At 59.3% G+C, this 26,145-nt stretch carries 20 protein-coding genes; 6 read left to right on the top strand and 14 right to left on the bottom strand.

The window, feature by feature from the left end; genetic code table 11:
* Positions 1 to 219: 219 nt before the first annotated feature.
* The 13 genes from G3M56_RS01575 to G3M56_RS01635 form a co-directional block, all read right to left on the bottom strand.
* On the bottom strand, positions 220 to 1,410 hold the full coding sequence (locus G3M56_RS01575; RefSeq protein WP_164363899.1) for an SHD1 domain-containing protein: 1,191 nt from the start codon (positions 1,408 to 1,410) through the stop codon (positions 220 to 222).
* 144 nt (positions 1,411 to 1,554) lie between these two features.
* Positions 1,555 to 3,357, bottom strand: coding sequence for a DUF3592 domain-containing protein (locus G3M56_RS01580; protein WP_164363897.1), 1,803 nt, complete (start codon positions 3,355 to 3,357; stop codon positions 1,555 to 1,557).
* Positions 3,354 to 4,979, bottom strand: a complete 1,626-nt coding sequence (locus G3M56_RS01585; RefSeq protein WP_164363895.1) for a metallophosphoesterase family protein — start codon at positions 4,977 to 4,979, stop codon at positions 3,354 to 3,356. The genes G3M56_RS01580 and G3M56_RS01585 overlap by 4 nt, the downstream gene beginning before the upstream one ends.
* A 39-nt stretch (positions 4,980 to 5,018) precedes the next feature.
* On the bottom strand, positions 5,019 to 5,573 hold the full coding sequence (locus G3M56_RS01590) for a cob(I)yrinic acid a,c-diamide adenosyltransferase (protein WP_164363893.1): 555 nt from the start codon (positions 5,571 to 5,573) through the stop codon (positions 5,019 to 5,021).
* Between the two features lie 79 nt (positions 5,574 to 5,652).
* Positions 5,653 to 6,219 carry a ribosome recycling factor gene (gene frr / locus G3M56_RS01595; protein WP_164363873.1) on the bottom strand — a complete coding sequence of 189 codons (567 nt, stop codon included), beginning with the start codon at positions 6,217 to 6,219 and terminating at the stop codon, positions 5,653 to 5,655.
* Positions 6,220 to 6,279: 60 nt separating this feature from the next.
* Complete coding sequence (pyrH, locus tag G3M56_RS01600) at positions 6,280 to 7,029, bottom strand: UMP kinase (RefSeq protein ID WP_164363871.1); 750 nt, start codon at positions 7,027 to 7,029, stop codon at positions 6,280 to 6,282.
* Positions 7,030 to 7,105: 76 nt separating this feature from the next.
* Positions 7,106 to 8,056 carry a methionyl-tRNA formyltransferase gene (gene fmt / locus G3M56_RS01605; RefSeq protein WP_164363869.1) on the bottom strand — a complete coding sequence of 317 codons (951 nt, stop codon included), beginning with the start codon at positions 8,054 to 8,056 and terminating at the stop codon, positions 7,106 to 7,108.
* Positions 8,057 to 8,125: 69 nt separating this feature from the next.
* Positions 8,126 to 10,285 (bottom strand): family 20 glycosylhydrolase, encoded by a 2,160-nt coding sequence (locus tag G3M56_RS01610; RefSeq protein WP_164363868.1) that lies wholly within the window; start codon positions 10,283 to 10,285, stop codon positions 8,126 to 8,128.
* Between the two features lie 21 nt (positions 10,286 to 10,306).
* Positions 10,307 to 11,755, bottom strand: coding sequence for a GDSL-type esterase/lipase family protein (locus G3M56_RS01615; protein ID WP_164363866.1), 1,449 nt, complete (start codon positions 11,753 to 11,755; stop codon positions 10,307 to 10,309).
* A gap of 27 nt (positions 11,756 to 11,782) precedes the next feature.
* On the bottom strand, positions 11,783 to 13,885 hold the full coding sequence (locus tag G3M56_RS01620) for a family 20 glycosylhydrolase (RefSeq protein WP_164363865.1): 2,103 nt from the start codon (positions 13,883 to 13,885) through the stop codon (positions 11,783 to 11,785).
* Between the two features lie 183 nt (positions 13,886 to 14,068).
* Positions 14,069 to 15,568, bottom strand: a complete 1,500-nt coding sequence (locus tag G3M56_RS01625) for a hypothetical protein (protein ID WP_164363864.1) — start codon at positions 15,566 to 15,568, stop codon at positions 14,069 to 14,071.
* 201 nt (positions 15,569 to 15,769) lie between these two features.
* Positions 15,770 to 17,887: a family 20 glycosylhydrolase gene (locus tag G3M56_RS01630; protein ID WP_164363862.1), complete on the bottom strand. Its 2,118-nt coding sequence runs from the start codon at positions 17,885 to 17,887 to the stop codon at positions 15,770 to 15,772.
* A gap of 135 nt (positions 17,888 to 18,022) precedes the next feature.
* Complete coding sequence (locus G3M56_RS01635) at positions 18,023 to 19,729, bottom strand: sialidase family protein (protein WP_164363861.1); 1,707 nt, start codon at positions 19,727 to 19,729, stop codon at positions 18,023 to 18,025.
* Between the two features lie 208 nt (positions 19,730 to 19,937).
* On the opposite strand from G3M56_RS01635, the gene G3M56_RS01640 reads away from it, so the two are divergent.
* From G3M56_RS01640 to G3M56_RS01650, 3 genes are all read left to right on the top strand, one after another.
* Positions 19,938 to 20,408, top strand: a complete 471-nt coding sequence (locus tag G3M56_RS01640; RefSeq protein ID WP_235203525.1) for a CD225/dispanin family protein — start codon at positions 19,938 to 19,940, stop codon at positions 20,406 to 20,408.
* 78 nt (positions 20,409 to 20,486) lie between these two features.
* Positions 20,487 to 20,993 carry a CD225/dispanin family protein gene (locus G3M56_RS01645; RefSeq protein WP_235203526.1) on the top strand — a complete coding sequence of 169 codons (507 nt, stop codon included), beginning with the start codon at positions 20,487 to 20,489 and terminating at the stop codon, positions 20,991 to 20,993.
* Between the two features lie 75 nt (positions 20,994 to 21,068).
* On the top strand, positions 21,069 to 21,458 hold the full coding sequence (locus G3M56_RS01650; protein WP_164363859.1) for a DUF2752 domain-containing protein: 390 nt from the start codon (positions 21,069 to 21,071) through the stop codon (positions 21,456 to 21,458).
* Between the two features lie 65 nt (positions 21,459 to 21,523).
* Here the strand turns inward: G3M56_RS01650 and G3M56_RS01655 are convergent, their stop codons facing one another.
* Positions 21,524 to 22,783, bottom strand: a complete 1,260-nt coding sequence (locus tag G3M56_RS01655; protein ID WP_164363858.1) for a S16 family serine protease — start codon at positions 22,781 to 22,783, stop codon at positions 21,524 to 21,526.
* A 133-nt stretch (positions 22,784 to 22,916) separates the two neighbouring features.
* Between G3M56_RS01655 and G3M56_RS01660 the strand changes: the two genes are divergently transcribed.
* The 3 genes from G3M56_RS01660 (at position 22,917) to G3M56_RS01670 (ending at position 26,125) form a co-directional block, all read left to right on the top strand.
* Positions 22,917 to 24,719 (top strand): ArnT family glycosyltransferase, encoded by a 1,803-nt coding sequence (locus tag G3M56_RS01660; protein ID WP_164363856.1) that lies wholly within the window; start codon positions 22,917 to 22,919, stop codon positions 24,717 to 24,719.
* A 114-nt stretch (positions 24,720 to 24,833) separates the two neighbouring features.
* Complete coding sequence (gene rfbD / locus G3M56_RS01665; RefSeq protein ID WP_164363855.1) at positions 24,834 to 25,724, top strand: dTDP-4-dehydrorhamnose reductase; 891 nt, start codon at positions 24,834 to 24,836, stop codon at positions 25,722 to 25,724.
* Between the two features lie 62 nt (positions 25,725 to 25,786).
* Entirely contained in the window at positions 25,787 to 26,125 is a 339-nt protein-coding gene (locus tag G3M56_RS01670) for a hypothetical protein (RefSeq protein WP_164363853.1), read from the top strand.
* Positions 26,126 to 26,145: the final 20 nt, after the last annotated feature.

Consider the following 26,145-nt stretch of genomic DNA (forward strand, 5'->3'; position numbering starts at 1 on the left):
GCCCCCACAAAAACACCACAACCACCTCACCACAAACGAACTACACACACACCAAAAGACCACGCAACGCGTCCAATTTTGGCGCAGAACCGCGAGCGGACGCGTCATCTCCGCATGCTCAACACCCGCGTATTTGAGATCAACCGCGCCGGGATCCCGCCCGCAAAACAAAAAAACCACCCCGGCTGAGTAGCCTGGGTGGCGCAGAATTGTGCTGGATTAGTTGAAGCTCACTTTGATCCCCTTGCGGCGCCAACCGTCGCTGATGTCTTCCTCCATTTCGTCGAAGCTGCGGCCATCAAGCAGCACGGCGAGCGCTTCCTCGCCCTTCTTTCCTTGGCGCAGCGCCTTGAGGAATTCCTTCAGACGCGCGGCATCCCCGTCGCCGTCCAAATGGATGAAATACGTAGTCAGCAAACAGGCAAACCCGTAGTTGAAGTTCGCATTGCCTCCAGTGAACTGACTGTAAGGCATCAGCATGAACTGCTTCAGATCAGGAGCGTTGATCTCTTCCCCCAACCTGCGCCCCGCCTTACCATCCGACCCGAATTCCGTGATGTACTCTGCCACCTTCTTAATGTTGTTGGTGAGGCGAAAGCGCCCATTGCGGTAAGGCGTAGCGGTGGTGTACTCGGCGATTCCCTCGGAGAACCATCCACGGGCCCCGCTTTCGTAGTACTCGAATGGAGTCAGCTGGTGGGTCAGTTCGTGGATAAGTGTTCCACTGCTCTTGTCCCGGTCACGAGTGTACGAGCTGCCAAATTTCTTCACTCCAATGCTCTCCAGAGGGACCATCACCGTGTTCTTTGCGCCCATATAGACACCCGCGCTGGACGGTGGCCCGCCGGCCTTGATGTAGCTCTCTTTGGTCTCGAACAACAAAATGTCGAACTTGCCGCCATTGGCCCGGGTCGCTCCGGTCATCGCCAAAGGCATGGACTCGCAGTACACACAGGTCGCCTCGAACATTTCGGCAAAACTCGACACCACCGACTTCTTCAACCCCACGTCCGAGATGTAGCGGTAGCGCGGGCTCTCATAGACAAACCGGCGGCCGTCTTTGTCCTCTTCGATAATTTCAATATCCGCGTCCCCCTCGACCTCGGCTTCGCTCGGCCATGGCACGTTCCAATTCAGCTTCGCGCCTTCGGGCACCCCGCCACCGGACGGAGCATCATTCTTTGCCGGTGCCTCCCAGCTCTTGGCAAACTCCTGATCCGCCTCTGAAAGCTTCGCAAAAGGCACATTGGCCTGGCGGCCGTTTTGCAACTTCAGCACCACCCCCTCACCGGTCACCTCCAAAAGCTCTGCCTCAAGTTTCCGCCCTTGGACGTCAGTCCACGTCCTGGCTTCCGCCCAACCAATAGTTATGAGCGCGAGCGCGCCAATCACTGCCTTACCTGTGTTCATAGCGTTTTGTTGTTGTGGTACAACGGACGAGCCGTGCGAAAAACTAGGGAAGTTTGCCATCGAGGTCAATCACCGCAAGTCCAGCGTCGCGGACAGCACATTTCCGCCTCATATTGAACCAGTTTCGCCAAAATCAGGGCAAATCTACGCCCTGACCTCGCGCTCGATCTGCTTCGCCAACCGACTGGCGAGATGATGCTCTTTGAGCCAACCCAATGCGTTGGCATTCCCCTCCGACGACCGGATCGCGAGATGATAGCGGGGCTCGCCGTTCACCTCCGTGTTCGAATCAGGCTCCACCGACTGCAATGCCGCTGCGGAAATCACCTTCTGGCGCCGAATCCCCAGCAACTGCCCAATCTTCGTCAGCGTGCCGGCTCTTGGATCCACAACCAATGCCGATCGTGCCGAGATCATCCCAATTCCCACGATCCCGACCAACGACGCACCGGCGCAGAACAAATAGCCAAACGCACCGGCATCATCATTCGCAATCCCGGCTCCGACCACCATCATCACCACCGCGAATGCCACCATCCAAAACCCAAATTTCCGCAACTCCTTGCCCGTGCGCATGTACGTCACCGTGCCATCCATAGACGCCACCCGGCGCACCCCGAGCCGCTCCAAATCCTCATCAGCCAACGCGGCACCGCTTTCCGCTGCGGAGTCTCCCGCCACACCATCCGAAACTGCCGCCTCAACCGGATGCGCCGCATCACCGAACACCGGCACATCAAAGGATGCCTTGAACTTCTCCAACGCCGTCTTCGGCTTCCCTTGCAACCGCACCCGCCAGTGGGTGTCGGTGTTCGCCTTGAACTTAATCATCGCCCCACCCTCGATCGTCGTATCCTCGTACCCGGTTGGAGCCACCAGCCTCACCGGCAATTCGGTTCCCCGCACTCCGCGCGTCGGGTCCAGACCGCCCTCAAAATGCGAATACGCCACCTGCGTCGACGTGCTCGATTGATTGCCTCGCTGTGATGTCACCACGCGCTCGACCACCAGACCCAGCTCCAAGTCATCCTCCCGATACTGTAACTTGGGCGAACTGCCCACAATTGTTCCGACAACCTGCCCGCCCTTCTCAAACGGCATCAACTCAGGATCGAAACGAAACTCCAGCTGCCCCAACATCCGCCCACGACGCCACAACCTGAATACCCCAACCAACAAACCGATTCCAATCAAAGGAAAGAGCAAGACCATCCACGCCATATTTGGCTTTGATCCAAGCTCATCCAGCATGGCGATGAATACCGTCCACGAGATCCCATTCCAAAACGCGGCAAATCCTAGCAACACCGCGAACTCCCAGCGCTCGTTCGCCTTCACCACGCCGGCATTCCAGTCGTCGCGCAACAGCCATGGCTGGTCCGGGTTTTGCGCCAACTTCGCCTTGCGCTTCTTTGCCCGCGCCGCACCGATCAGCCCTGACGTCCCCAGCCCGCCACCGATCAACGCAAACACCCCGCCAAACATGAAATAGAACATCAACGCACGCGGACGCAGTTCTCGTTTCAAAAGCGCGTCCCCTGGGTTCTCCGGATCCACATAACACGGGACAGTCTCTCCGGCGCGGAGCGCGCCATCGAGCTCACGATAGGTGCGTTGCTGCCAGTCGCCGAAGTTGTCGCCACCAGTGGTCAATCCCACCCGGTCGTTGGTGTACTCGCGACCATCCCATCGGTACGAATATTCGGCCACCACCTCGTAGCTCACCGAGTCGTCACCATGATGTGTTTCAAGCTCCACCCGCTGCAACGTGGCCTGGGTCTCAGGCCAATCCGCCGCCGCCAATCCAATCCACAAGGACTTCACCCCAAGCCCCATTACGAAGAGCCCCGCGAGCAAAAACGGCAAGCCGAACAAAAACAGGCAACCAAAGCCAGATTTGTTACTATTTCTGGCAGACGAAGGTTCGGTGCTGGTTCTCTTGATCATGGACTCTCGATTTCTACCTCACGCCCGCTCACCGGGATCTTGTGCTTTGCGAGCGCAAGTTGGCGGGACTCGTCGTAGAATTCGATCGTAAAGTTATGCAATCGGCGCATTTTCGGGGCGCCGCCATCCTGGCAGTTCCAAACCCGCACCCGGTCAATAGGGGTCATCTGTCCAAGATCGACTTCCCACCACGGGCCGGGCTGCTTCGGCTCGGTCGATGTGGTCGACCCCTCATCGAAATATCCATTGGTATTGCCATCCACCGCATGGCTGGCGTCGCCGCCCGCATGGGTCGAACTCTGGCTAGCCTGGCGCTGGAAGGCAACATTAGTACCATTGGAAATCACTTCCACCTCGGCCAGCGACAACGTCCCCGAGCGCGGCAACGAAATGCGGACGTATCGGGCGGTGGTCAGTTCACCCACACCCGCTGCATCCATCACAGCCACTCCAGATTCGGACTCCGAATCGCCGGACTTCGCCTGATGCAGGCTGATTCCCACCCCAAGCGCGGCGAGTGCGCCTAACGCCCCTATAGCAATCTTAGATTTCCCGCCTTTGCGGCTGCGCTCACGGGTCTCCTCACGGCTCGGTTGCCGTTTCACCGGAGGCTTCGGCACCACCACCACCTGTGGCGGCAGATCAACCGCGACGCGGCCCGTGGAACTCGTCAGCGCGGGCTTTTTCACTGTTTTTGGGGCTACAACAGTCGCCACGCCGCCACCGGCATCGATCGATTCCCCATAAGATTCGACCGAATCGCCTGACTCGTCTTCGTTCTCGTCATCCAACCGCGTCGCCGCAATGGAAACCGCCGCAGTTACCCCGCGCACCACCTTGCGCGGCTGTGATTCGTCAAAGCACGCCACCTCTTCCGGCTGGCTCACCTGGCGGTCGAGATAACGCAAAAAGTACGGTTTGGCATCGAGCCCCACCGCACGATAAGCCGCACGACAGGCCTCAGGATCAAACTCCACAAAGCGATGGCTGATCGAGTGGTCCGTCGTGTCGTAAATGCAATAACTTGCGACCACCTCCTCACCCCGCGGATCCCCCACCGATCCTGGGTTGACGATATACCGGTAGTCCGCATTGCGAACAAAGGTCCCCGGCTCGTGCTGCGTGATATCCCCTTCCGGGGACAACGCGTAAATCCCAGGGGCGTGCGTATGCCCGACAAAGATCAACCCGTGATCACAGGCATCAAAACACGCCTTCGCATCCTCTTTGCTGTTGAGATAATGAAAGCGCCCCGGCTCGTCCATGTGGGCGTGGACCAGGTGCGCATCCAGCCCGTCCAAATGGACGTCCAATGGCAACGACGACAGATACTCCTTTTGCTCGTCGGTCAGCTCGTCGATCGTCCATTCGATCACGCCCCGCGCCGTCGGGTTGAAAACCGACGCATTAAACAAGCCGCACGCCACCGCATCGTGGTTGCCCATCACCACAGCCTCGGAGCGGCGCCGCACATCATCCACGATCTCACGTGGATTCGGCCCGTAACCTACCAAATCCCCCAAACAAAGAAAGCGCGTGGCTCCGGCCTCCATTGCATTCTCCACCACAGCGTACCAGGCGGGTAAATTGGCGTGAATGTCAGAGACTATGGCGTAACGCATGCGGGGGGAATGGGGGGGATTAAAGGTTGCGGAATATCGTTATTCGGTGACTTCAGCCCATCGGGCAAACAACCAAAGAACGTCTGACAAGCGGTTGAGGAAACGCACAACTTCATGATTAAAGTCGGACGCTGCTTCCGCCTCGGCCAAATCGATCACATCACGCTCCGCCCGGCGGCAGACAGTACGGGCGTGATCCAAGTGGGCACCGGCGAGCGATCCCTTTTCACCCGGCATCACCCATCCTTTGAAGGTCAGCTCTTTCTCTTTCTCGATCATGTCGACCAGGGAATCCAGGTCGCCAATCATCTCGTTATCAACGAGCTTATGCCCCGCTTTCTTGAACTTTTCCAGATCCTTCGGATCGGTCGCGAGTTCCCCCATCACCGTCACCAGCATGCGCTGGATCGCGTGAATGTGCTCGGCAAGCTCGATCAAATCCTCCTGCTGGGCATGAATGCGTGCCGGCCCGAGCGCCCCATTGAGCTCATCCACCGCGCCATACGCCGCCACTCGGATGTCGGTCTTCGGGATGCGCCGGCCAAACATCAAATCAGTGAACCCATCGTCGCCGCGCTTGGTAGCAATAGACATAAGCTTATGTTAGTTAAATGTGTAAAAAACAACCGCTGCCAACAAGAGCGGGCAGCGGTTGCTGAAAATCAGAGTTGGCTTAGACGGTGAGGATTTCCTCTTCCTTGTGACCAACGATGGTGTCGATCTCGCCGACGTACTTGTCGGTGATCTTCTGGATCTCGGCTTCCATGTCGTGGCGTTCGTCTTCGCTGATCGCCTTGTCTTTCTCGAGCTTCTTGGCCGAGTCGATGGCGTCGCGGCGAGCGGAGCGCACACGGACGCGTGCTTCTTCCGCCTTACCCTTGATCACTTTGACCAGCTCCTTACGGCGCTCACCGGTAAGCTCAGGAATTGGCAAACGAATGATCTTGCCGTCACGCGATGGGTTGATACCCAGGTTCGACTCACGGATCGCGCGCTCGATGTCAGCGGCAGTCGATGGGTCGAATGGCGACACGTTGATGGTGCGGTTGTCCGGAGTGGTGATGGTCGCCAGACCATTGAGCTTCATGGTCGACCCGTAGGACTGGACTTCCACGTTGAGACCTTCAACAAGACCCGGGGAGGCCTTGCCGGTGCGGATACCTGCGAATTCCTGGGTCATGAATTCGACGCTCTTGCTCATCGCCTCGTCGGCGGTCTTTGTAACTAGATCAGGTGTCATGATAAATAGATTGAGTCTTTAGTGAATGAATGGAGCGGATGCCTCCCTTGCGGTCAAGCACTAGCCAGCGTGGACCAATGTCCCGATATCTGCCCCGAGCAAAGCGCGCTTGAGGTTGCCCGGCTCGTTCATGTCGAAGACCATGATCGGCTTGTTGTTGTCCATGCAAAGGCTGAATGCGGTGCTGTCCATCACCTTGAGGCGACGCGAAATGGCTTCGTGGAAGCTGATGTCGTCGAAGCGCACAGCGTCCGGGTTCTTGGCCGGATCGGAATCGTACACACCATCGACCTTCGTGGCCTTGAGGATGACATCCGCATTGATCTCACTGGCACGCAGTGCGGCGGTGGTGTCGGTCGAGAAGAACGGGTTGCCGGTGCCGGCACCGAAGATCACGACGCGGCCCTTTTCCAAGTGACCAATGGCCACGCGGCGGATGAATGGCTCGGCCACGTTCTTCATTTCAATGGCGGTCTGCACGCGCACTTCCACGCCCATTTCCTCGAGCATGCTCTGCAGTGCGAGCGAGTTCATCACAGTGGCGAGCATGCCCATGTAGTCGGCCGTAGCGCGCTCCATGCCGCGGTTGCTGGCGCTGATGCCGCGCCAGAAGTTGCCGCCGCCCACGACGATGGCGATCTGCACTCCCTCTTTGAGAGCCTCTACGATTTGGGAGGCCATCTTGCCGACGATCTCCGGCGAGATGTTGTCTTGGCTGCCGTCCTCGCGGAGGGCTTCACCACTCAACTTCAGGACAACCCGCCGTGGCTTCTTATGCCCGGCGCCGGTAGGATCGGTCGATTCGCTCATTAAAGCCCTAGAAAGCACGAAGGAGCGGCGATTGCAAAGCCAAATCCCGATCTGACTCGGTATAATTACCCTGACCTCAGCTCCCGACACGGTCTCCAATGGTGATCGCATGCCCGCGGACGAAGTCGCGCACTTCCATTCGGCGCTTCCCTTCGGGCTGGATTTGCGTCACCTCAAGCGCACTACCGCCACCGCAGGCGATGGTGATTGATTCCCCATCCGCAGCCACAATGGCACCGGCGGCCGCTGCCGGATCGGGCGACTCCACCACCACGGTCGGCGGGAAGATTTTCATGTTCATCGAGCGTCCGCCGCTGTGCAGTTGGGTCGTCGTCCCCGGCCATGGGTGGAACGCACGCACCGTGCGCTCGATGCGCTCAGCCGTTTCACTCCAGTCGAGCACACCGTCCTTGCGCAGCAGCTTGCCGAGGTACGTCACCAGCTCGCGCTGCTGTGGCTCGCGGGTCGCGGTGCCCTTCTGAAACGCAGTCACCCCGCGGTCGAGCGCGGTCGCCGCAATGTCCGCCAATCGATCGTGCAGCTCGCCCCCCGTCTCCTGCTCACCAATCGGCGTCGACTCCTTGAGAATGATGTCGCCGGCATCCAATGCCTTCACCACATGCATCAGCGTCACCCCGGATTCTGCATCGCCTTCGCGGATGGCCGCCTGAATCGGCGACGCCCCACGGTGACGCGGCAGCAACGACCCGTGCAAGTTCACACAGGCAATCTTCGGCAACTCAATCAGCGCCTCCGGCAACAGTTGCCCGTACGCCATCACCACGAACAAATCGCACTCCAACGCCTCCAGCTCCGGAATGATCTCACGCACCTTTTCCGGCTGCAGTACCGGAATGCCATGTGCCACCGCTACCTCTTTGATCTTCGGCGGTGTCAGCACCTGCTTGCGCCCGACCGGACGGTCCGGCTGCGTCACCAGCCCGACGACCTCTACGTCGTCACGGTCGATGAGCAGTTGGAGTGAAGGAATCGCAATGTCGCCGGTGCCAAGAAAGAGTGCGCGCATGGGATTAGATAATCGCGAATCCCGCTGGCAGCAAGAGCACAGCCACGAGGCAAGTCCACCTATCCCCTACTACGCCTGCGGCTCCACGGCATAGCGCAGGCCGTCGACTTCGCGGTAGTGGATGCCGTCCCAGCGCACGGGCACACAATTGAAAAACCATTTCCGTTGGCCATCGTCGCCCTGCCACCATCCGAAAGGAACTCGCACGAGGACTTTGTTCCAGCCTTGCTTCAGCGCGACTTGCACCGGAGGACGGAAAAAGTACCCCTCCTCGGTCAGCGGAGCTTCTTCAATGCGGCCTTTGCCCCAGCCACCCCATGGCAGACTTTCAAAGCTCCAGCGTGGAGGAGCGATGCGCTCGTCGTTGATCCACAGGTCGCCACCAGAGAAATCCCACTCCCCCTGCCGCGGTGCACGCGCACTGCGGTATCCCCCCGAGTGCCCCCACATCCCGCCGATCCCAAACATCACCCCCACCTGCTGGGGCTCGGGACTGAAAATGTAGCTCAGAGCATAACAGGTGCCCCCAGCATCCCCTACGCGGTGGCTCATGGTCGCCGGCCAGTAGTCCGGGTTCGCCTGCTTGCGGTGCAAATTGAAAACCGAATAGAAGTGGCGCAGGTGGATCGCACTGCCCCACGCGGGCTCATCCTCCCAGCGCAGCGTACGCCCGCCCTGCTGGTAACTCTCTTTGATCACGCGCTCCGGCTCGAACGACGTGTCGTTTCGTCCCCTGTGGTCAAATGGTCCGATCAGTTTCCACGGAATGTGACTTTGTTTGACATAGGCGAAGGGCACCTCCTGGAAGTACAAATCACGATGCGCCGTCAGTCGGCCCTCGAACTCCGCAAACGCCGCATGGGCTGCGCTTCCCGGCTGAGGCAGCTTGGCAAACAAGTCCGCCCGTTCCTCTGCGGCACCGCGCCACAGGCGCTCGGCAAAGGTGAGCATGCACGGATAAAACGGGTACTGGATCAACAAACGGTCCTCCCCACTGAGCGCACCGTCCGTCCAGACACAAGTGATCGCGCCTAGCGCGCTGCGGTTGCTCTCTCGCACGTCGCATGGCTGTTGAAAAAAGTATTGGTACACGCCTGACTGCGCATCGATCCAATCCATGTAAAAGCCGGTCGTGTCGATATGCCGCATCGAGGGGTCCACTTTCTGGCCGGTGTGGTCTCCCCAATGCATCTTCACCACCTGGCGGTCCGGCAGGTGGCCCGGATCCCACACCACCACGTCCTTCCCCCTCCGGCGCGCGTGCGCCACCATCCGCGGCATGAACTCCTTCATGCGGATGCGCACCTCGTCCGATCCCAAGTGCAGGTACCGAGAGGGAAAAAGCGAAGCCACTTCATCGATCACCTCTCGCAGCACCGCCACCCCGGCCTCGCTCTGCATGTCGAACCCCATCGCCCGCTTGAACGCCTCACTATGCCCGGGCATGTCGATCTCCGGGATCACCGTAACGCCGCGCCGGGCACAATACGCGATCAATTCCCGCATCTCCTCCTGGGTGTAATACCTGCCGGGCTGACGCGTCTTCCAATGGAACTCGGCAGCAGTCAACTGCGGGTACTTTTTAATCTCCAGCCGCCACGCCGCGTCCTCGGTGAGGTGCAAATGCAGCGTGTTGATCTTGTAACCGGCCAACCGATCCACCTGACGCTTGATAAACCCGGGCGAGAGATAGTTCCTCCCGACGTCCAACATCACTCCGCGGATCCCGAAGGCCGGCCAATCACGTACCGCGCATCCGGCAACCATCCACCTCCCGTCGGACTGGTAAATCAACTGCCGCAAGGTCTGCACCCCATTGAACCACCCACGGAAATGCGAGGCCACAATCACGACACCGTCGTGGTCGAACTCAAGCGCGTATGCCTCCCGCTCGAGATGCGCCCCTTCCACCCTACCGGCGGCAAAGCGCACGACAAACCCTGTCTCACCGGTGACGTCCGCCTTCGTCAGCCCAAACTCGGTCACCACCCGCTCCACCGCGGTTCCCAGCCAGTCACGCGCCCGCTCCGGAATCCCGGCCCCAAAGGCCACCGCTACTCCGGCAACCTCACGGTCCGCATGTTGCCAATCCACCTCAACCGGGTACGGGATCAACGCCCGCTTGGCCGTCCCAGCCGGGGGCGTCGGCAACGACCACCCCGAGTCCGAGGCCTGAGCAATCACCACACCTGCCCAGAGAAACAGAAAAACCAACACTCGGCACGTCATCCCATCAAACCCTCGAAATAACTACTGCAACAGCTGCTCAAGTGTCGGCTCCATCGCTTCCGCCCACACCCGATAGCCCGCCGCATTCGGATGCACAGCATCCTGGAACAAGGCCTTGTTCACCTCGCCGGACGGATCACAAAAACGATCCCACAAATTGAGCACGGTGATCTTGCTCTGCGCGTCCAGCCCCTCGATGAGGCCATTCAGCTTCTGGATTTTCGGGTTCATCTCCGCCTGAAGGCGAGGCAGCACGCCAATCAACACGATCTCGGTATCCGGGGATCGCTGATGGATCGCGGTGCAGATCGCCTCGACGCCCTCAAATATCTCCTCCGGTGTGTTCGCTCGCGCATTCTGAGTACCGGTCAAGTTGTTGGTGCCAGCCATCACCACAGCGACCTTTGGTTTCAACCCGTCAAACTCACCATTCTCGATCCGCCACAGCATGTTCTGCGTGCGATCCCAACCGAAGCCCAGATTGATCGTGTTGCGAGGCTGGTAGAATTCACCCCAAACCTGCGCTCCACGCGCGATGCGCGATTTCGGCTCGCCGCCAAACATATGGGTGATCGAATCGCCGATGAAGACCAACTCAGGATTGCCCTCGGCGGCCAGCGCCTTCACCTCATCGTGCCGCTGGTACCAATCGTAGAAATCATTCTCGAGCTTTGGAACCGGTACCACCGCAGAGTTCAACGCCGCCCCCGGTGCCTTGGAAACCTCCAACAACCGCTGCAACGTCGGCTCCATCGCATCCGCCCAGATTTCATACCCCGCCGCGTGCGGGTGCAGTAAATCAGGCATCACCGACTTCGGCAAATTGCCCTCCGCATCGAGAAACTTCGGCGCAAGATCCAGGAAGTGAACCTTGTCCAACTCGCCATAGCTTTGGATCAATGCGTTGATCTCATCGTTGCGCACACGCATCGGATCATCCGCCGTGGCACCGCGGGGGAAAACCGCGAGCAACAACACTTCCGTGTCAGGGCTCTTGGCGTGGATGCGGCCAATGATCGCCCGCACGCCATCCGCCACCTTCTGTGCCGTCCAGTTCTTTTGGTGCCCCGTGTTGTTGGTGCCGATCATCAACACCGCGACCTTCGGCTTGAAATGATCCATCTCGCCCTGATCCAGACGCCACAGCACATGCTGGGTCTGATCTCCAGAGTAGCCAATGTTGAACGCATTGCGATCTCCGTAATACTTCTGCCAAACCTTCGCTCCGTGACGCTCCCACATCTGGGTAATCGAGTCGCCGACAAAGAGAATGTCGCATTTGGCGGTCTTCGCAGCCTGCAGCTTCTGCGCGTGGCGGTGTTTCCACCACCTGATCTGGTTGCGGTGTGCCGGGGTGGTCGCCTCGTGCGTCTGGGCCACCACTTCCACCGCCGCCACGCTCTCATTCGCGACGACTGCAGGCACGACGCCCCCCATCAACAAAACTGCGGATAATAATCGACTAATCATAGAATCTGAAAATTGAAGAGCTGACTGCTAACGGCTTGGCGATGACGAGAATTTCAACCCATCCACCTCTGTAATGTTGCCTGCGGCATCGACGTGGATCGGCTTGAACGCGAAGCACCACTTGTACGATCGCGCAGCCTTCACCAGCACCGGGTTCCAGCCCTTTTTGAGACGGATCTTCGTCGGTGGACGCGCACTGTAGATCTCATTGGTCAGAGCATGCTCCATCCCCTGCGCCGTGCTTTCCCATACCGGAGGATCCACCCGCTCGCCATTGATCCAAATGTTACATGCTGGGTTGCCGTCCCAATCCCCTTGGGCGGGAATCGTCTCCTTCCCCTTGTAGCCGGATGCCGCAACTGTGTTGAACCCGATCCAAGCGTCCACTTCCTGGTCCACCGGGCTGAAGACGAACGTATTCGCCCAGACCACGTCCTTGCCTTTCGGGAAGCTCTTCAGATGGCTCGGAAACTTAAAGAAATGGCGCAAGTGCAGCGCCGCTCCCTGCACTGGTGCGCTCCACGCATAACCGTCATAACGATCGCGGATCTCGCCGCGCTCCAATGCCTCGACCTCGCCATCAGCCACCGGTCCGAGCAGGCGCCAGTCGACATTGTGCGTGCGCAGCGCCAGAAACGGCTTCCCTTTTTGGAAGCGCTCGCGCTGTTCGATCAGTCGCTCTTCAAAATGAGCGTAACGCTTGAACTCCGACGTACCGCGCGGTGGGATCTTACACCAGTACTCCGGCTGATCCTTGGGAACGCCACGCCAAACCGCTTCCGAATACCCGACCACGGCGGAAAGCACCGGGCTGTTGAGCAACGCCTGCTTCTCGTCGTCGACCTTGGTGTCCGGCCAATAACAAAGGATACCGCCCAGATTCGTCTCATCACCGTGCGGCACGCTGCACGGTTGTTGGAAATGCACGCGGGTCGCGAAGTTGAGCGCCTGCAGGTAGTTCAGGTAATTGGCGCGCGAATCGATATGGCGCAGTTTGGGCAGAGGCTTCGAGCTCGCCCACGTCTGCTGGATCTGCTTGGTGTCGCCCTTGATGTGCATCCCATGCACCCAGCCGATCACGTCACGCCCATTGCGCTGGATCACCTCATGCAGTGCCGGCAGGTAGTCCGCGTTCACCCGCTCCTCCGGCTTCGACGCCTCATCCGTCCCCACGTGGATGTAGGGCATCTTCTCTTTCGGCACCAACGAACACAGCTCGTCAAAAAGCCGCACCATCGCCTCCTTGGCTTTGGGGTCTTTCATCGTCTTGATCCCCAGCGCCTTGCGGAACGCATCGCTGTGACCCGGCGTGTCAAACTCCGGAATCACTGTGATGTTCCTCGCCCAGCAGTAGTCCACCAGATCCTTGAACTCCTGCTGCGTGTAATACTTGCCCGGCTTGCGCGTGAAGGTATCGATCCGCTGCAGCTCAGGATAAATCTTACTCTCCAGACGCCAGCCATGGTACTCGGTGACGTGGAAGTGAAAGGTGTTGATCTTGTACGCGGCAAACGTGTCGATCTGCATCTTCAGCTGCTCGAGCGACTGGAAATTACGCCCCACGTCGTGCATGAACCCGCGGATCTTAAATGCGGGATAATCGTAAACCTTGCATGCAGCCACCGTCGTCTGCCCCTCCCGGTTCACCATCAGCTGACGCAATGTCTGCAGACCGTAGTACATGCCCGCCACGTCGTTCGCTGTAATCGACACCCCGCGGTCCTCCACCACCAGTCGGTAGGCTTCACGAGACTGCCCGCGCCATTGGTTCGGCACCGCCACATTCCCAAAGCGAAACATCAACAACTGCTCCGCATCCTCCGATGCCTCAACTCCATTGCGCTCCAGCAACTCCGCCACCTCATCCTTCAGCCTCGCAAATTTCAGTGCATCACCAACCTGCTCGGGAAAAACCACTTTCACTCTATCCACCGAAACCGCACGCCGTCCCCACTCCACCTGCCGCGGCATCGGCAACAACGCCGGAGCGTCCCGCGACACGCCCTCATCAGAGGCGGAAACCCGCGAGACACCCGCAAAACTCAACGCCAGCGCCAAGGCACTGAGGACAGTCAATCGAAGCAACGCACGCACACGCGGGCACCAGCAGGTCTCAGGAAAATAGGTCATCGGAATCACGGGTGGAGTGAAGGGTCAGTCTCCGCACACAAGTGCAGTAATTATTGCACTGAGTTCATACGTTAACCTTTCACCCATTCCTCAACCTTTTAACCGGTAGTATAGGTAAACCAGCACCGGACCTCGAGCTTCCGACAATACCCTTTATCCTTATCCTCTTCCTTATCGCAATCCTCACTCTGCCCCAGCCGCTGTTGGCGTGAGTTGGTCACGATAAACGGGAAACTTCAGCTCCACTGGAGCCGAAGGTTTGCGAACCACCGCAATCGTCACCTTTGTGTTCGGAGGGATCGCCATTTCAAATTCCTTGTTGATATGGAACTTCGTTCGTCTTCCCCATGAGCTCCACCCCGAGCCTCCAGTGCGCTCCCGGAACGGCCGGCTATAGGTTTCGTCATTCCAAAAGACCTTCACTTCCCAATTTTTGGATCTTCCTCCTAAGAACGACGAGTCCACACTACCCTCACAATTGAAGGTCAATCGATCGGCACCAGACGGCACAGAAACACCAGACAGTTCCGCCAAACTAAGACCCAATTCACTGGCAACAATGGAGGTATCCCCCAACTCTCCTTTACTGTCGGTGTGGCACGTCGCCAATGGGATACAATCCTCAAGCGCATAGGGGAAGTCGCTGCTTGGCTGGAACACACAGACGAACTCAATGGCATCCACAGTCGGGTCGAGCGAGAAGTCGTACATGGACGACGGTGATGTCCCTCCGAATCCTATGTTATAAAAGCTCGATTTGTAACGATGCCCCATTGGAGTCTGGGCATAGATAGCAGCCAGGTGATATCCACCTTCAATCTGCCGCCCTTCGCGGAGCATGTGGTGATCAATCGTGAACTCCGGACGCAACATCAGTCCATAGTTCGGATCCTCCTTCACCGAGACCCTATTAAGAGTCGCTGTGAAATCCTCGTCAAAACTCTGAACGTGAGGGAGTGCTTTTCTCGAAGGCATCTGAGCCGTCACCCCATGGAGTGGATTCGCGATCTCAAACTCCTGCGGCTCAGCGGATCCAATCCTGGCCCGGCACACAATCGTCGCTCCAGTCTCGGGAAAACCAGGGAACACGACCACGCTACGCATTTCTGGATCCTCTGAACAAGGAATGGGGCCCAATGTTGGCCGCCAATGACCAGCCCCATCTTGATACTCTACGTAAATATCAGGCTGCTTTGGAATTGGATAGGGAACCGGCCAAAACTCATCACCCTCTACCTCACCATGGTGAATGAGCGCCGAGTCACGATCACGCATTCCCGAATTGACAATCCAAGGCGTCGGCGGAGTAACGCCGTTCCGCTGCCACTTCAGCTCCAGTAGCAGTCGCTTACTCGGATCTCTGAAGATGACGCTCGTAAGCTGCTCACCGACCAGCTGAATCTCAAACTCCATCCCGGCCATCCCGATGCAACTCCCCGAATCAGCCGTCCTAGCGAACCAACCACCGGAAAAAGGCAAAACCTCACCGTCCGTAATTTCACCGAGTCCCGACTGAATCACCTCAATCCGATCCCCACCACCAAAGTCCAACACCGTTTCCGCATCCTTGAATTGAGATGTGTACTGCATCAGCGACCGCAACGCGCCGCCAAACAAATACAACCCAATCACCAACAGCACCAAGCCGCTGGCAACTACACTAAAAGTGAACTTCTTACTCATATGCTGGATCGCAGATTCCCCAAAGCGAACGCCTCGTCATTCTAACCTTGAAGCGACACCATGATGAACTGCAGCGGATCAGGCAATGCTTTTCATTCCCCTCCCTTCCCGGTAACCAGCACATCTACCCACCACAAAAAAACGGGGTGCCCCCGCGTGGAGGGCACCCCGTGAACTGAACGTCGCTGATGAAAGGATCGCTTACTCAGGCTTGGCGGCCGAGTACTTCAAGCCCTCGACCTCGCGGTAGATCGGGCCATCCTTTTCCACTGGAACGAAGGTGAAGACCCACTTCCAGGTTGGAGCGGACTTGATGAGCACCGTGTTCCAGCCCTTCTTGAGCTTGATCTTGGCAGGCTCGCGGCTGGTGTACACTTCATCGATCAGCGCGATCTCCTTGGCGGCCTTGCCTTTGTTCTGCCACTTCGGCGGGGCGATGCGCTCGCCGTTCAACCAAATATCGCAGGCTGGGTTGGCTCCCCACTCGCCCTGCTGGGCGACGCCGGCACGAGGGTCCGATGTGGAGATCGTGTTGAAGTTGATCCAGGCATCGACCTCCTGGTCTTTCGGGCTGTAGACGTGGGTGTTGGCCCAGACGATGTTGCGGCCTTTCGGGAACGAGCTGAGATGGCTCTTGAAGCCGAAGAAGTGCTTCACATGGATGGCACCACCGTAGACCGGCTTGGTCCAGTTGAGCGGCTTGCCATCGACCTCGTAGCGGTCTTTGACAATGCCCTGCTCCAGCTCAGGCGAGAGTCCATCTTCCACCGGTCCGAGCAAGCGCCATTCGATGTCGTGGCCCTTGACCATGAGGAATGGAACGTCGGTGTGGAAGCGATCGCGGATCTCGGCGAGGCGGTCTTCAAAGTCGGCGTACGCGTCGTACTCAGGAGTTCCCTTTGGCGGGATCTTGGCCCAGTACTCCGGACGATCCTTTTCCACGCCTTTCCAAACGGCTTCCGAGTACGCCACCATGGCGGAAACAACCGGACTGTTGGTCAGGCTGCGCTTCTCGTCATCGGTGAGCGTGTCCGGCCAATAAGCCAGAATACCGCCGAGCTGGATGTCGTCGCCGTGCGGCTGACGGCATGGCTGCTGGAAGAACATACGCTGCGCGAAGTCCATCGCCTCGAGGTGGTTGATGTAATTGGCGCGAGAGTCGATGTGCTGGGCACCGCCCCATGGACGCGATTGCGCCCACGTTTGGGCAATCTGCTTGGCGCCTTTGAAGGTCATCCCCTTGCACCAACCGATCACCTCACGGCCGTTGTCCTGCACCGCCTTGTGAAGCGTTGGCAGGTAGTCGGCATTGACGTACTCGTCCCGGTGGCGCACTTCATCGGTACCGATGTGGATGTAAGGCATGCGCTCTTTCGGTGCGAGCGTGCACACTTCATCGACCAACTTGCAGATCGCCTCGATCGCACGTGGGTCTTTCATGTTCGGGATCTCCAAGCCGTGGCGGAATGCCTCCGAGTGCCCCGGCGTGTCGAACTCAGGGATGATGATGATTCCACGCGCCCAGCAGTAGTCCACCATGTCCTTGAACTCTTCCTGCGTGTAGTACTTGCCGTGCCAGCGGCCGAACGCTTTGTCCGACTGCAACTCAGGATAAATCTTGCTCTCCAAGCGCCAGCCATAGTGGTCGGTGAGGTGCCAATGGAACACATTGAGCTTGTGCTTCGCCATCACGTCGATCTGCATCTTGAGCTGGTCGATCGTCTGGAAGTTGCGCCCGACGTCGTGCATCAGACCGCGGATCTTGAACGCCGGATAATCCTGCACCTTGCACGCAGCCACCGTCGTCTCGCCATTCTGATGCACCATCAGCTGACGCAAGGTCTGCAAACCCGCATACAAGCCGGACACGTCATTGGCCGTGATCGAAACCCCGCGAGGCTCCGACACCAACTGGTAGGCTTCACGCTCCTGGCCCTGCCACTGGTTCGGCACATCGACCTTCCCCAATCGGAACATCAACGCCTGCTCCGCCTCATTGGAATGCGTCACTCCATTGCTCTTGAGCAACTCGGTCACCTCCTCTTTGAGCTGGGCAAAACGCAACGCATCGTCCACCTGGCCCGGAAATGTGACCTTGAGCGACTTCACAGGCACCGCCTGGTTCGCCCATTCCACCTGCTGCGGCATCGGCAACAACGCCGGCTTCTCGCGAGACACACCCTCATCCGAGGCGTGCAATGATGGTACCGCTACCAATGCGGCTGCCAACGCCCCCTGGCACACGCTGCGCAACGAGCGAACCGCACCGCGGATCCGCCCAGAGCCAGCCCCTGATGCTGAAGTATTCTGTGTTTTCATAGTTCGATTAGAGTCTGATTAAACGCAGGCTCCTGCGTCATCCAATTACGTTATCAACGTGCAACTACGCCGGTTTCCAAGATCTCTGCCATAAGATCTGATGGTATCAAAAAAGCACCATTACTCTCGCCGCAGTCACTTCACTTGAGCGCGCGTGCTAAGAATAGACGCCCCCTGAAGATCCGTCGCTTCGGCTGGGTTGTAAAAGTGCACATAGCTCACGCCGTTGACCGGAGCGTGATTACCGCGCAGTCGAATGTTCGTCTGACGTCCGTCGACGGTAAGCGTCGCCACTCCATTGCGGCTGGCATCGCGCCACGTGATGGCAATCTCATGCACTTGGCCCGGCTTGAGCAAGCGCTTGCCATCCGGAGTCACCCCATTGCCGTCCACTTTCAGCACGTAGTTGGCGAACTGATCCACCGTCGGGTCGCAGGCATTGAACCAGCGGTCACACAACGCGATCTGCAATCCAGAACCACCCTCTTCCAACCGCACCTTAGCCGTCAGACGCCCGGTATCTCCGGCTGGAAAGTTCCACACCGCGCCTTGGTTCGGATTGGTCAGCCGCTCGTCATCCACCCGCAGCAAACGCAATGCACCATCCGCCACTTGCGCGCCCGGCGTGCGGTTGTACGCGCAATGCCCGACGTACTGCTGGATGTACTGGTGGGTCGTCCAATCCTTGGTGCCGTCAGCCGCCAGATCCGAGCTCCGCTCTTTTTCGTAGAGCCAGCGCAGATCCATGATCATGAGACGGCGGTGCATCGCATGCTGGCCACAGGAAAAGAGCACACGGTTGGCATCGAGTTGCACCACCTCGGCCTGATGCTTGCCGCGGTCCTGCTTGCCCTTGAACGTGCCATAATCCCCGCGCCCACGGTGCTCATCGAGGATCAGTTCCCTGAAACCAATCCACGTCTTGCCCTCATCCTCGGAAATCGCAGCGTGAATCGTGTCGCGGTTGGTGAACGCATCCTCACCGCGCCCGGTGGCGCCTTCCACTTCCGGCAGCGGGATGGTGTTCGACCACAGGAAAAGAATCCGCCCGTCTTCCAGACGGTGGAAGGTTGGCATTGTGATCACTCCCCAGAAGCGCGATGGCTGGGCAGCGCTCCACGTTTTTCCATGGTCGCTGGAGAAGGTCTCGTAATGCTGGTCCTGGGCGGTACGCGCCACCATCCACAGCTTGCCGTTCTTCAGCTCAATCACCGTCCCTTCGACCATCCCGTGGTTCCAACGCGTCCCCTTATGCACGCCACCCGGCTTGTGCGGCGGCGAATTCACCGCATTCGAGCGCTTCCACGTCACACCCTGGTCATCGGAGTACCAAGTGTAGCAGCCCCCTCCATGACCTGGGATCACGATCCGCTGGTTGTTTTTTACCCACAGAGGATTGCGCAAGATCCCACCAGGCCGTGCCGCATTGCCGTCTTTGTCCCGCACCAGCTTCCACGTTCCATCGATGCCTCCCTCGGTGACGTAAACTCCATCGTTGTTGTTCTTTCCGCGATACAACGGCTCGAAGCGGATGTACTCGCCTGTGTTCGGATTGCGGGCAATGGCTGGCGACTCCTTGGCCAGGCACGTCGCCCCGGGATAGCCCGCCGGCAGCGGCACCGACTTCCACGTCTCGCCATTGTCTAGCGACTGCAGCATCGCCTTCCCGCCCTTGCCAGGATAGTGACGGATCTCATCGGCCGACAACCGGATCAATCCACGTCCCGCATCCGCTGGCGGCGTCGCCACCACCCGAGGTGGATCAATTGCAGCCGCAGCCAATGACAATCCCAAACCGGCATAAGAAGCCGCCAAAACACAAAGAGAACGAACCAAATTCATCACGAAATCATTACGAAACAACCGCAGAGGCGGCCTATTGATAACGGGAAATACCCCGCGCAGTCTCTCAAGATTGCGCCGGTCTGGTTCTAATACCAGCATCATGCCAGCCATCCACAGCACCAAAGAATCTCTTGTAGCAGATCACTGCGGCTGCTAATCCTCCAGCCGTCGCCGCTGCAAGGCGATGCCAATCCGATATCAACCTATGCAGTGGTACTACACAGAAAACGGCACCCAACAAGGACCAGTCAGCGGTGAACAAATGACCGCACTCATCCAGAGCGGACGCCTTACCTCCCAATCCCTCGTCTGGCGCGAAGGCATGGCCAACTGGCTCCCCGTCGCCCAAGTGCCCGAGCTTTCCGCCCTCGCTCAGTCCGGACCACCAGCGACATCCCATTCTCCCTACCAGCCACCAGCATCCACGCCAACCCATCCAGGCATGCCTATCGGACCCGAGATTCCTACCTATCTCTGGCAGTCCATCGTCGTCACCCTGCTCTGCTGCCTGCCAACCGGCATCGTCGCCATTGTTTACGCCTCCAAGGTCAACAGCCTGCGTCTCAACGGCGACCAAGCAGGTGCTCAGGAAGCCTCGAACAATGCCAAAAACTGGTGCCTTATAAGCCTGATCGTGGGCATTGGAGCCATCATTCTGTCCATGCTCGCCAACTAGTCCGGTGGTTGCTCACAGCCCCCTCATTTCCCCACCCTCAGCGCCCGCAACACGGCGGTGACAATCCAAGATCAACCTATGCAGTGGTACTACACAGAAAACGGCACCCAACAAGGACCCGTCAGCGGTGAGCAGATGACCGCACTCATCCAGAGCGGACGCATCAATTCACAATCCCTCGTCTGGCGAGAAGGCATGGCCAACTGGCTCCCCGTCGCCCAAGTGCCCGAGCTTTCCGCCCACGCCCAGTCCGGACCACCAGCCACGCCGCAGTCGCCTTATCAGACACCGACTTCGGCCCCACCACAGGGGATGCACGTGGGTGCGGATATCCCGAACTACCTCTGGCAGTCGATTGTCGTTACATTGATGTGCTGCTTGCCTGCCGGTGTGGTCGCCATTGTCTACGCCACCAAAGTCGACCGCTTGCGCTTTGCCGGTGACCAGGCCGGTGCCCAAGCCGCCTCACAATCCGCCAAAACCTGGTGCTGGGTGAGCTTCGGCGTGGGACTCGCCGGCCTCGTGCTCTACTTCGGCTTCGTGTTCCTCGCTGTCTTAAGCGAGGGCCGCAGTACCGGCTACTAATACGCAATGCCCGTGGCCCCACCGCCCCTGCCGTCGGCACATCCCCCGCGCCGCTGGAAGCTGTCCCCCCTCAGGTTGGCCATTGCCTCCGGTTGCGCCACAGTGGTCGGACTGATCCTGTGGCTGCTGCTGACCGGAGGCACCGAGGCCATGCCCCTGCGCTGCTTTTTCAACGACTGGACGGGACTTCACTGTCCCGGCTGTGGGCTCTCCCGCGCTACACTCGCGCTCTCCGAAGGGCGGGTGGCCGATGCGATGAAATTCAACGCCATGGGCATCGTGCTGCTGCCCGTTGCCCTCCTCGCGCTGTGCATTGAGACCATCGGATGGGTCTTTCAAGCCAACCCACCGGTCCGCCTGCTCCTGCGGCCACGACTTTCCACCGCGATCGCCATCATGGTCATCGCCTTCGCGGTGCTGCGCAACCTGCCATGGAGCCCATTCACCTGGCTCGCACCATCGTAGCGCGCCAGGCTCAGCCTGGCATTCCTCAGGCAGCTGGAGCGACGCTGCCCCCCTCCGGCATCACCTCACATCATGAGATCCCGGATCTCCGGCCGGCTCAGGAGACTCTTGCGCTCGGAATCCACCTGATCCCCCGCACGCCTGCACTCGTTTAGATAGCGACGCACCGACGCTCGCTCCTTGGTCTCCACAATGTGCGGGATCTTCGACAACAGTTGGATGTAACGAGCCACCGCATTCTCATAGCGCTTCACGTCCGGATGCAGCTTGGTACGGATCTGCCCAAGGTTCTTCCGCGCGCGCAGGTACACATTGTCCAAAGTGTTAGGCGAGATCAGTTCGGACCACGCCGCGCCGCGCTGGTTTGAGCTGGCCGCATCAAAGGTCGCATTGAGTTCGGCGATCGCATTGTCCAACCGCGTGAGCGACCCGATCAGACTATAGCTCCGCGGCAATTTCCCCTGCGTGTAAAGTTGGATCGCTCTGGCACTCATGTGGTTGGGCATTTTCTCCAACACACCGGCCAGTTTGCGCTTCGACTCCGGCGTCTTGAGCACCGCTCCGCCTTCTGCCTTCGCTTTCGTGAGCAACTCCTCCAGCGCACTCATCGCCGCCGCCACGCCGTCCGGCCGCTCTTGCTTCGCCACCGCCAACGCATCGTCGAGCGTTGCCACGGAGACCACCTGAACCTGCATCAACAAACGCATGTCCCCATCGACAATCATGTCCCCCAACTCGTTCTCGTTGTCCTTGGGAAAACAAAGCACGCCGCACTCCTTTTTCGCAGCCGCACGAATCTTCGCCGGCAGACCTCCGATCGGCCGCACTTCACCGTCCGATGTGATGTCCCCGGTCACCGCACAATCCTTGCGGAACGCATCTCCGGTGATCAACGATTCAAACAACATCGCCACCGCCAACGACGCCGACGGCCCGTCCTTCGGCGTAAACTTATCCGCAAAACTGATCTCCAATGTCTGCCCTGTCGGAGCCGCCGGATGCCTCACTAACACCGCACGCCGCGCCGACTCCAGCCCGGTCGACATCATATCCCCCACCTCCTGATTGAACTTTATCGAAATTGGATCGCCTGAATGCCCGGGCACCGCCGTGATGATCAAATCGCAAGCCTCTCCACCGAGCTGCCCCCCACCCATGTCTGCCACCAGCAATGCAGTCAACTTGTTGAGGTTCTGCTTCAGCCCGGCCTGAGCCTCCCCGGACTCGGCGGAAAGCGCTGCGGAGGACTGGGCGTGCACGACAGGGGAAGCCGTGGCCACCAGCCCGGCCAGAACCACGGTAGAGACAAAACGTTGGGGCGTCATGTCCTCTAACATGCAAACAACCCGAGATTCCAAACAAGCCGAAAGATCAGGAAACGCAGAGTCCCAGACGATCCGGATGACAACCAAACTCACCACTTTACCGCACGGGGGATCGGCTGCATCGTGTGGCACTATGGCCGATACTCCATCGCACTCATCGCCCACCTCATTCTGGCTGCGCCCGCTCGGGACCAATTTGATCCTAATCGTGCTCGCGGTGCTGACCCTCGTCCCCGCCATTTCCAACCTGCCACTGATGGACCGCGACGAACCCAAGTTCGCCCAGGCCACGCAGGAAATGATCGATCGAGATGACTGGTTGGTCCCATGGTTCAACGACGAATACCGCTTCGACAAACCACCTCTCTCGTACTGGTGGATGCGCCTCCATTACACCTTCCTCGGCAAGACCGAACTCGCCGCACGCCTGCACTCGGTCGAAGCCTCGCTGCTCTCCGCCATGGTCATCGCGGCGCTCGGACGCTTTCTCTTCGGCCCGCGCGCCGGATTGCTCGCCGGTGTCGGCTGGCTCACCACCTTGCAAATCCTCGTCCACTCACGCCTCTGCGTCGCGGACATGCCGATGATCCTCGCCGTCTGCGTCACCGGCTACGCGCTGGCCAGACTGCTGCTCGCCCCTGAAGACGACCCAATCGCCAACAAACGATGGAACCGCTGGTGGTGGCTGCTCGTCGGTGCTGCTGTGTTCGGCTTCCTCGCCAAAGGCCCGATCCCACTGGTCACCGCTGGCCTCGGCCTCGCTCTCACCCGCTTCGTCTTCGGCAAAGGCCGACCACTCCCATGGCGACGCCTCCAACCGATCAGCTTCAGCGTGCTCTACCTCGTCGGCATCGGCCTTTGGGGCATTCCCGCCCTGCTCGAAACCCAGGGCCTCTTCTGGGACAAAGGCATGGGCGAACACGTCGTCAAACGCGGCACGGAATCGTTCAACGGCCGCATCTCCGTCCCCGGTTTCTACTTCGTCACCGCCTTCCTCAGCCTGCTCCCATGGTGCACGCTGATTCCGGCAGCACTCAAGCGCGACACCCCGGAGGAAGGCCGCCTCACCGGCCGCTCGGCCAAGAGCGCATTCCTGCTCGGCTGGCTGGCTGCCCCATATTTGGTCTTCACCTTCTACTCCACCCAGCTGCCACACTACGTGATGCCTGGCTTCCCGGCCTTCTTCCTGCTGCTCTTCCGCAGCGGCTCGGTTCCGGTTCCAAGCACCCGCTTTGAGAAAAACTGGGCCATCGCCGTGACCGCCGTGATCGCTCTCTTGGCCGGTGGTGTGCTGTGGCTGGCCAACTGGGCTCCATTCGAAGGGCAAACCGCAGGGATCTCCCAACTGATCACAGTCGCCGGCATTCTGTTGGCGGTCGCCGCCGTCGCCTGCTTCTTCGCCCAGCGCGGCTGGGTCATTGCCACCGCCATCGCCGTGATTGGCACCAGCGCCCTGGCCTGGCAGATGTCGGAACAAATCCGAGCCATCCATCCGACCATGCTCGCCATGGAAAAACTCAAAATGGCTCCGGAAGGCACCACGTATGTCGCTGCCGAGTTCAAAGAACCATCGCTCGTCTTCTACACCGACAAGGGATGGAAGATGAAGTCGAAGAACGAGGACGCCGTCAAATTCCTCCGCGGCAGCCGCATTACCGGCACCAAAAATCCACGCCCACGCGGCGGCGTCATGCTCCTGCGCGAATGGACCGCCAATGGCGTGATCAAACAACTCCAGGGCGGCAAAACCATCGACGAACTCGAACCATCGTCAGACCGCCGCGCCGAAACCTTGTCGCTCGTCCGCGCCCGACTACCTCTCCACGAGATGAAGCTCTACGTCGTCACCGGCTACAACGCAGCCAAGACCAGCTGGGCCGAAGTTCTCGTCTGTGTCCCCGTCGAGCCTCGCGCCGAAGCCAAGAACGAAGGATAGCTCCGCATTTTTGGTTGCGCAGGCCACCGGCTGCCGACAGATTCGCCTCTAGGGAAGGAACGCTGATCGACTACCCCACACCTCACCGGAATCATCAGACAGCACGTGTCATTCATGGCGGAAACAAAACACATCATCGTGGTAGGAGCCCACGGCCGGATTGGATCGGCCTTGGTTCGCCGCTATTCCGCCAACCCTGATTACCAGGTCACCGGCATCGGTCGCGATTCCCTCGACCTGAGCAACCCTGCGTCGATCGACCACGCCCTCGCTGGTCTCGACTTCGATTTGCTCATCAACGCCGCGGCTCTGACCAACGTCGACTATTGCGAACAACATCCCGGGGAAGCTCAAAGCGCCAACTGCAGCGGCCCCAAGCAGCTCGCTGAAATCTGCGCCGAGCGCGGTGCGCGCATGATCCACATCTCGACCGATTACGTCTTCGGCGGCGACACCCCGGGCATGCGCTCGGAAGACGATGCCACCGCTCCCACCGGCGTCTACGGCCAAAGCAAACTCGATGGCGAACACGCCGTGCTCGAGGTGCTCGGCACCGCTGGCCTCGTCGTTCGCACGTCCTGGGTCTTCGGCCCGGACCGCCCTAGTTTCCCAGACATGATCCTCCAGCGTGCGCAGGAAAACGACGTGCTGGAAGCCATCGGCGACAAATGGTCGTGCCCATGTTATAGCGAAGACTTCGCCGAATATCTGGAGCTGCTGTTCCAACAGAAAGACGCCCACGGTGTGTTCCACCTGTGCAACTCGGGCGCCTGCAGCTGGAGCGAGTACGCCCAACAAGTCGTCGACATCGCAACCGACCTCGGCATCGCATTGCGCTGCCACTCGGTCACCCCGACCAAACTTGCGGATATGGACCGCTTTGTCGCACCTCGCCCAGTCCATACCGCAATGGCGACCGTAAAGTTTCATGCCGCCACCGGATGTGCCCCCCGCGATTGGCAATCCGCACTACGCGATTACCTCACGGCCAAAGTCTCTGACTAAGGCCACGTGAATGATCCCGATCGATATCTTGGCTGACGGTCCCACCCCTGACCCTGCCCGCCATGATGTCATCATTTGTTCGATCACTCACCCTGTCGTCGCTTTCCGTTGTTTGCGCCGCTCTCTGTTCCTGCGAAGCCCCTGAATTCAGCGGCCGCAGCAACCAGCCTTACGGCACCACCGTCTACACGCCACCTCCGTCGACGACCAGCAGCGCGTACAACCCGAGCCCCGCGGACTACCAATCCGACGGATCCAGCCACTTCATGGGCTCCCGTTCCGCGCCAACCAGTACCCCTTCGGCTCCAGATCCAGCCCCCACACCAACCGACGCCAACGGCATCCCAACCGATGTCCCCACCAGCTCGGAACCCGAACTGATCGACCTCGATAATATCTAATACCATTTGAACGGTCACCT

The sequence above is a fragment of the Sulfuriroseicoccus oceanibius genome (assembly GCF_010681825.2).
Lineage (GTDB): Bacteria > Verrucomicrobiota > Verrucomicrobiia > Verrucomicrobiales > SLCJ01 > Sulfuriroseicoccus > Sulfuriroseicoccus oceanibius.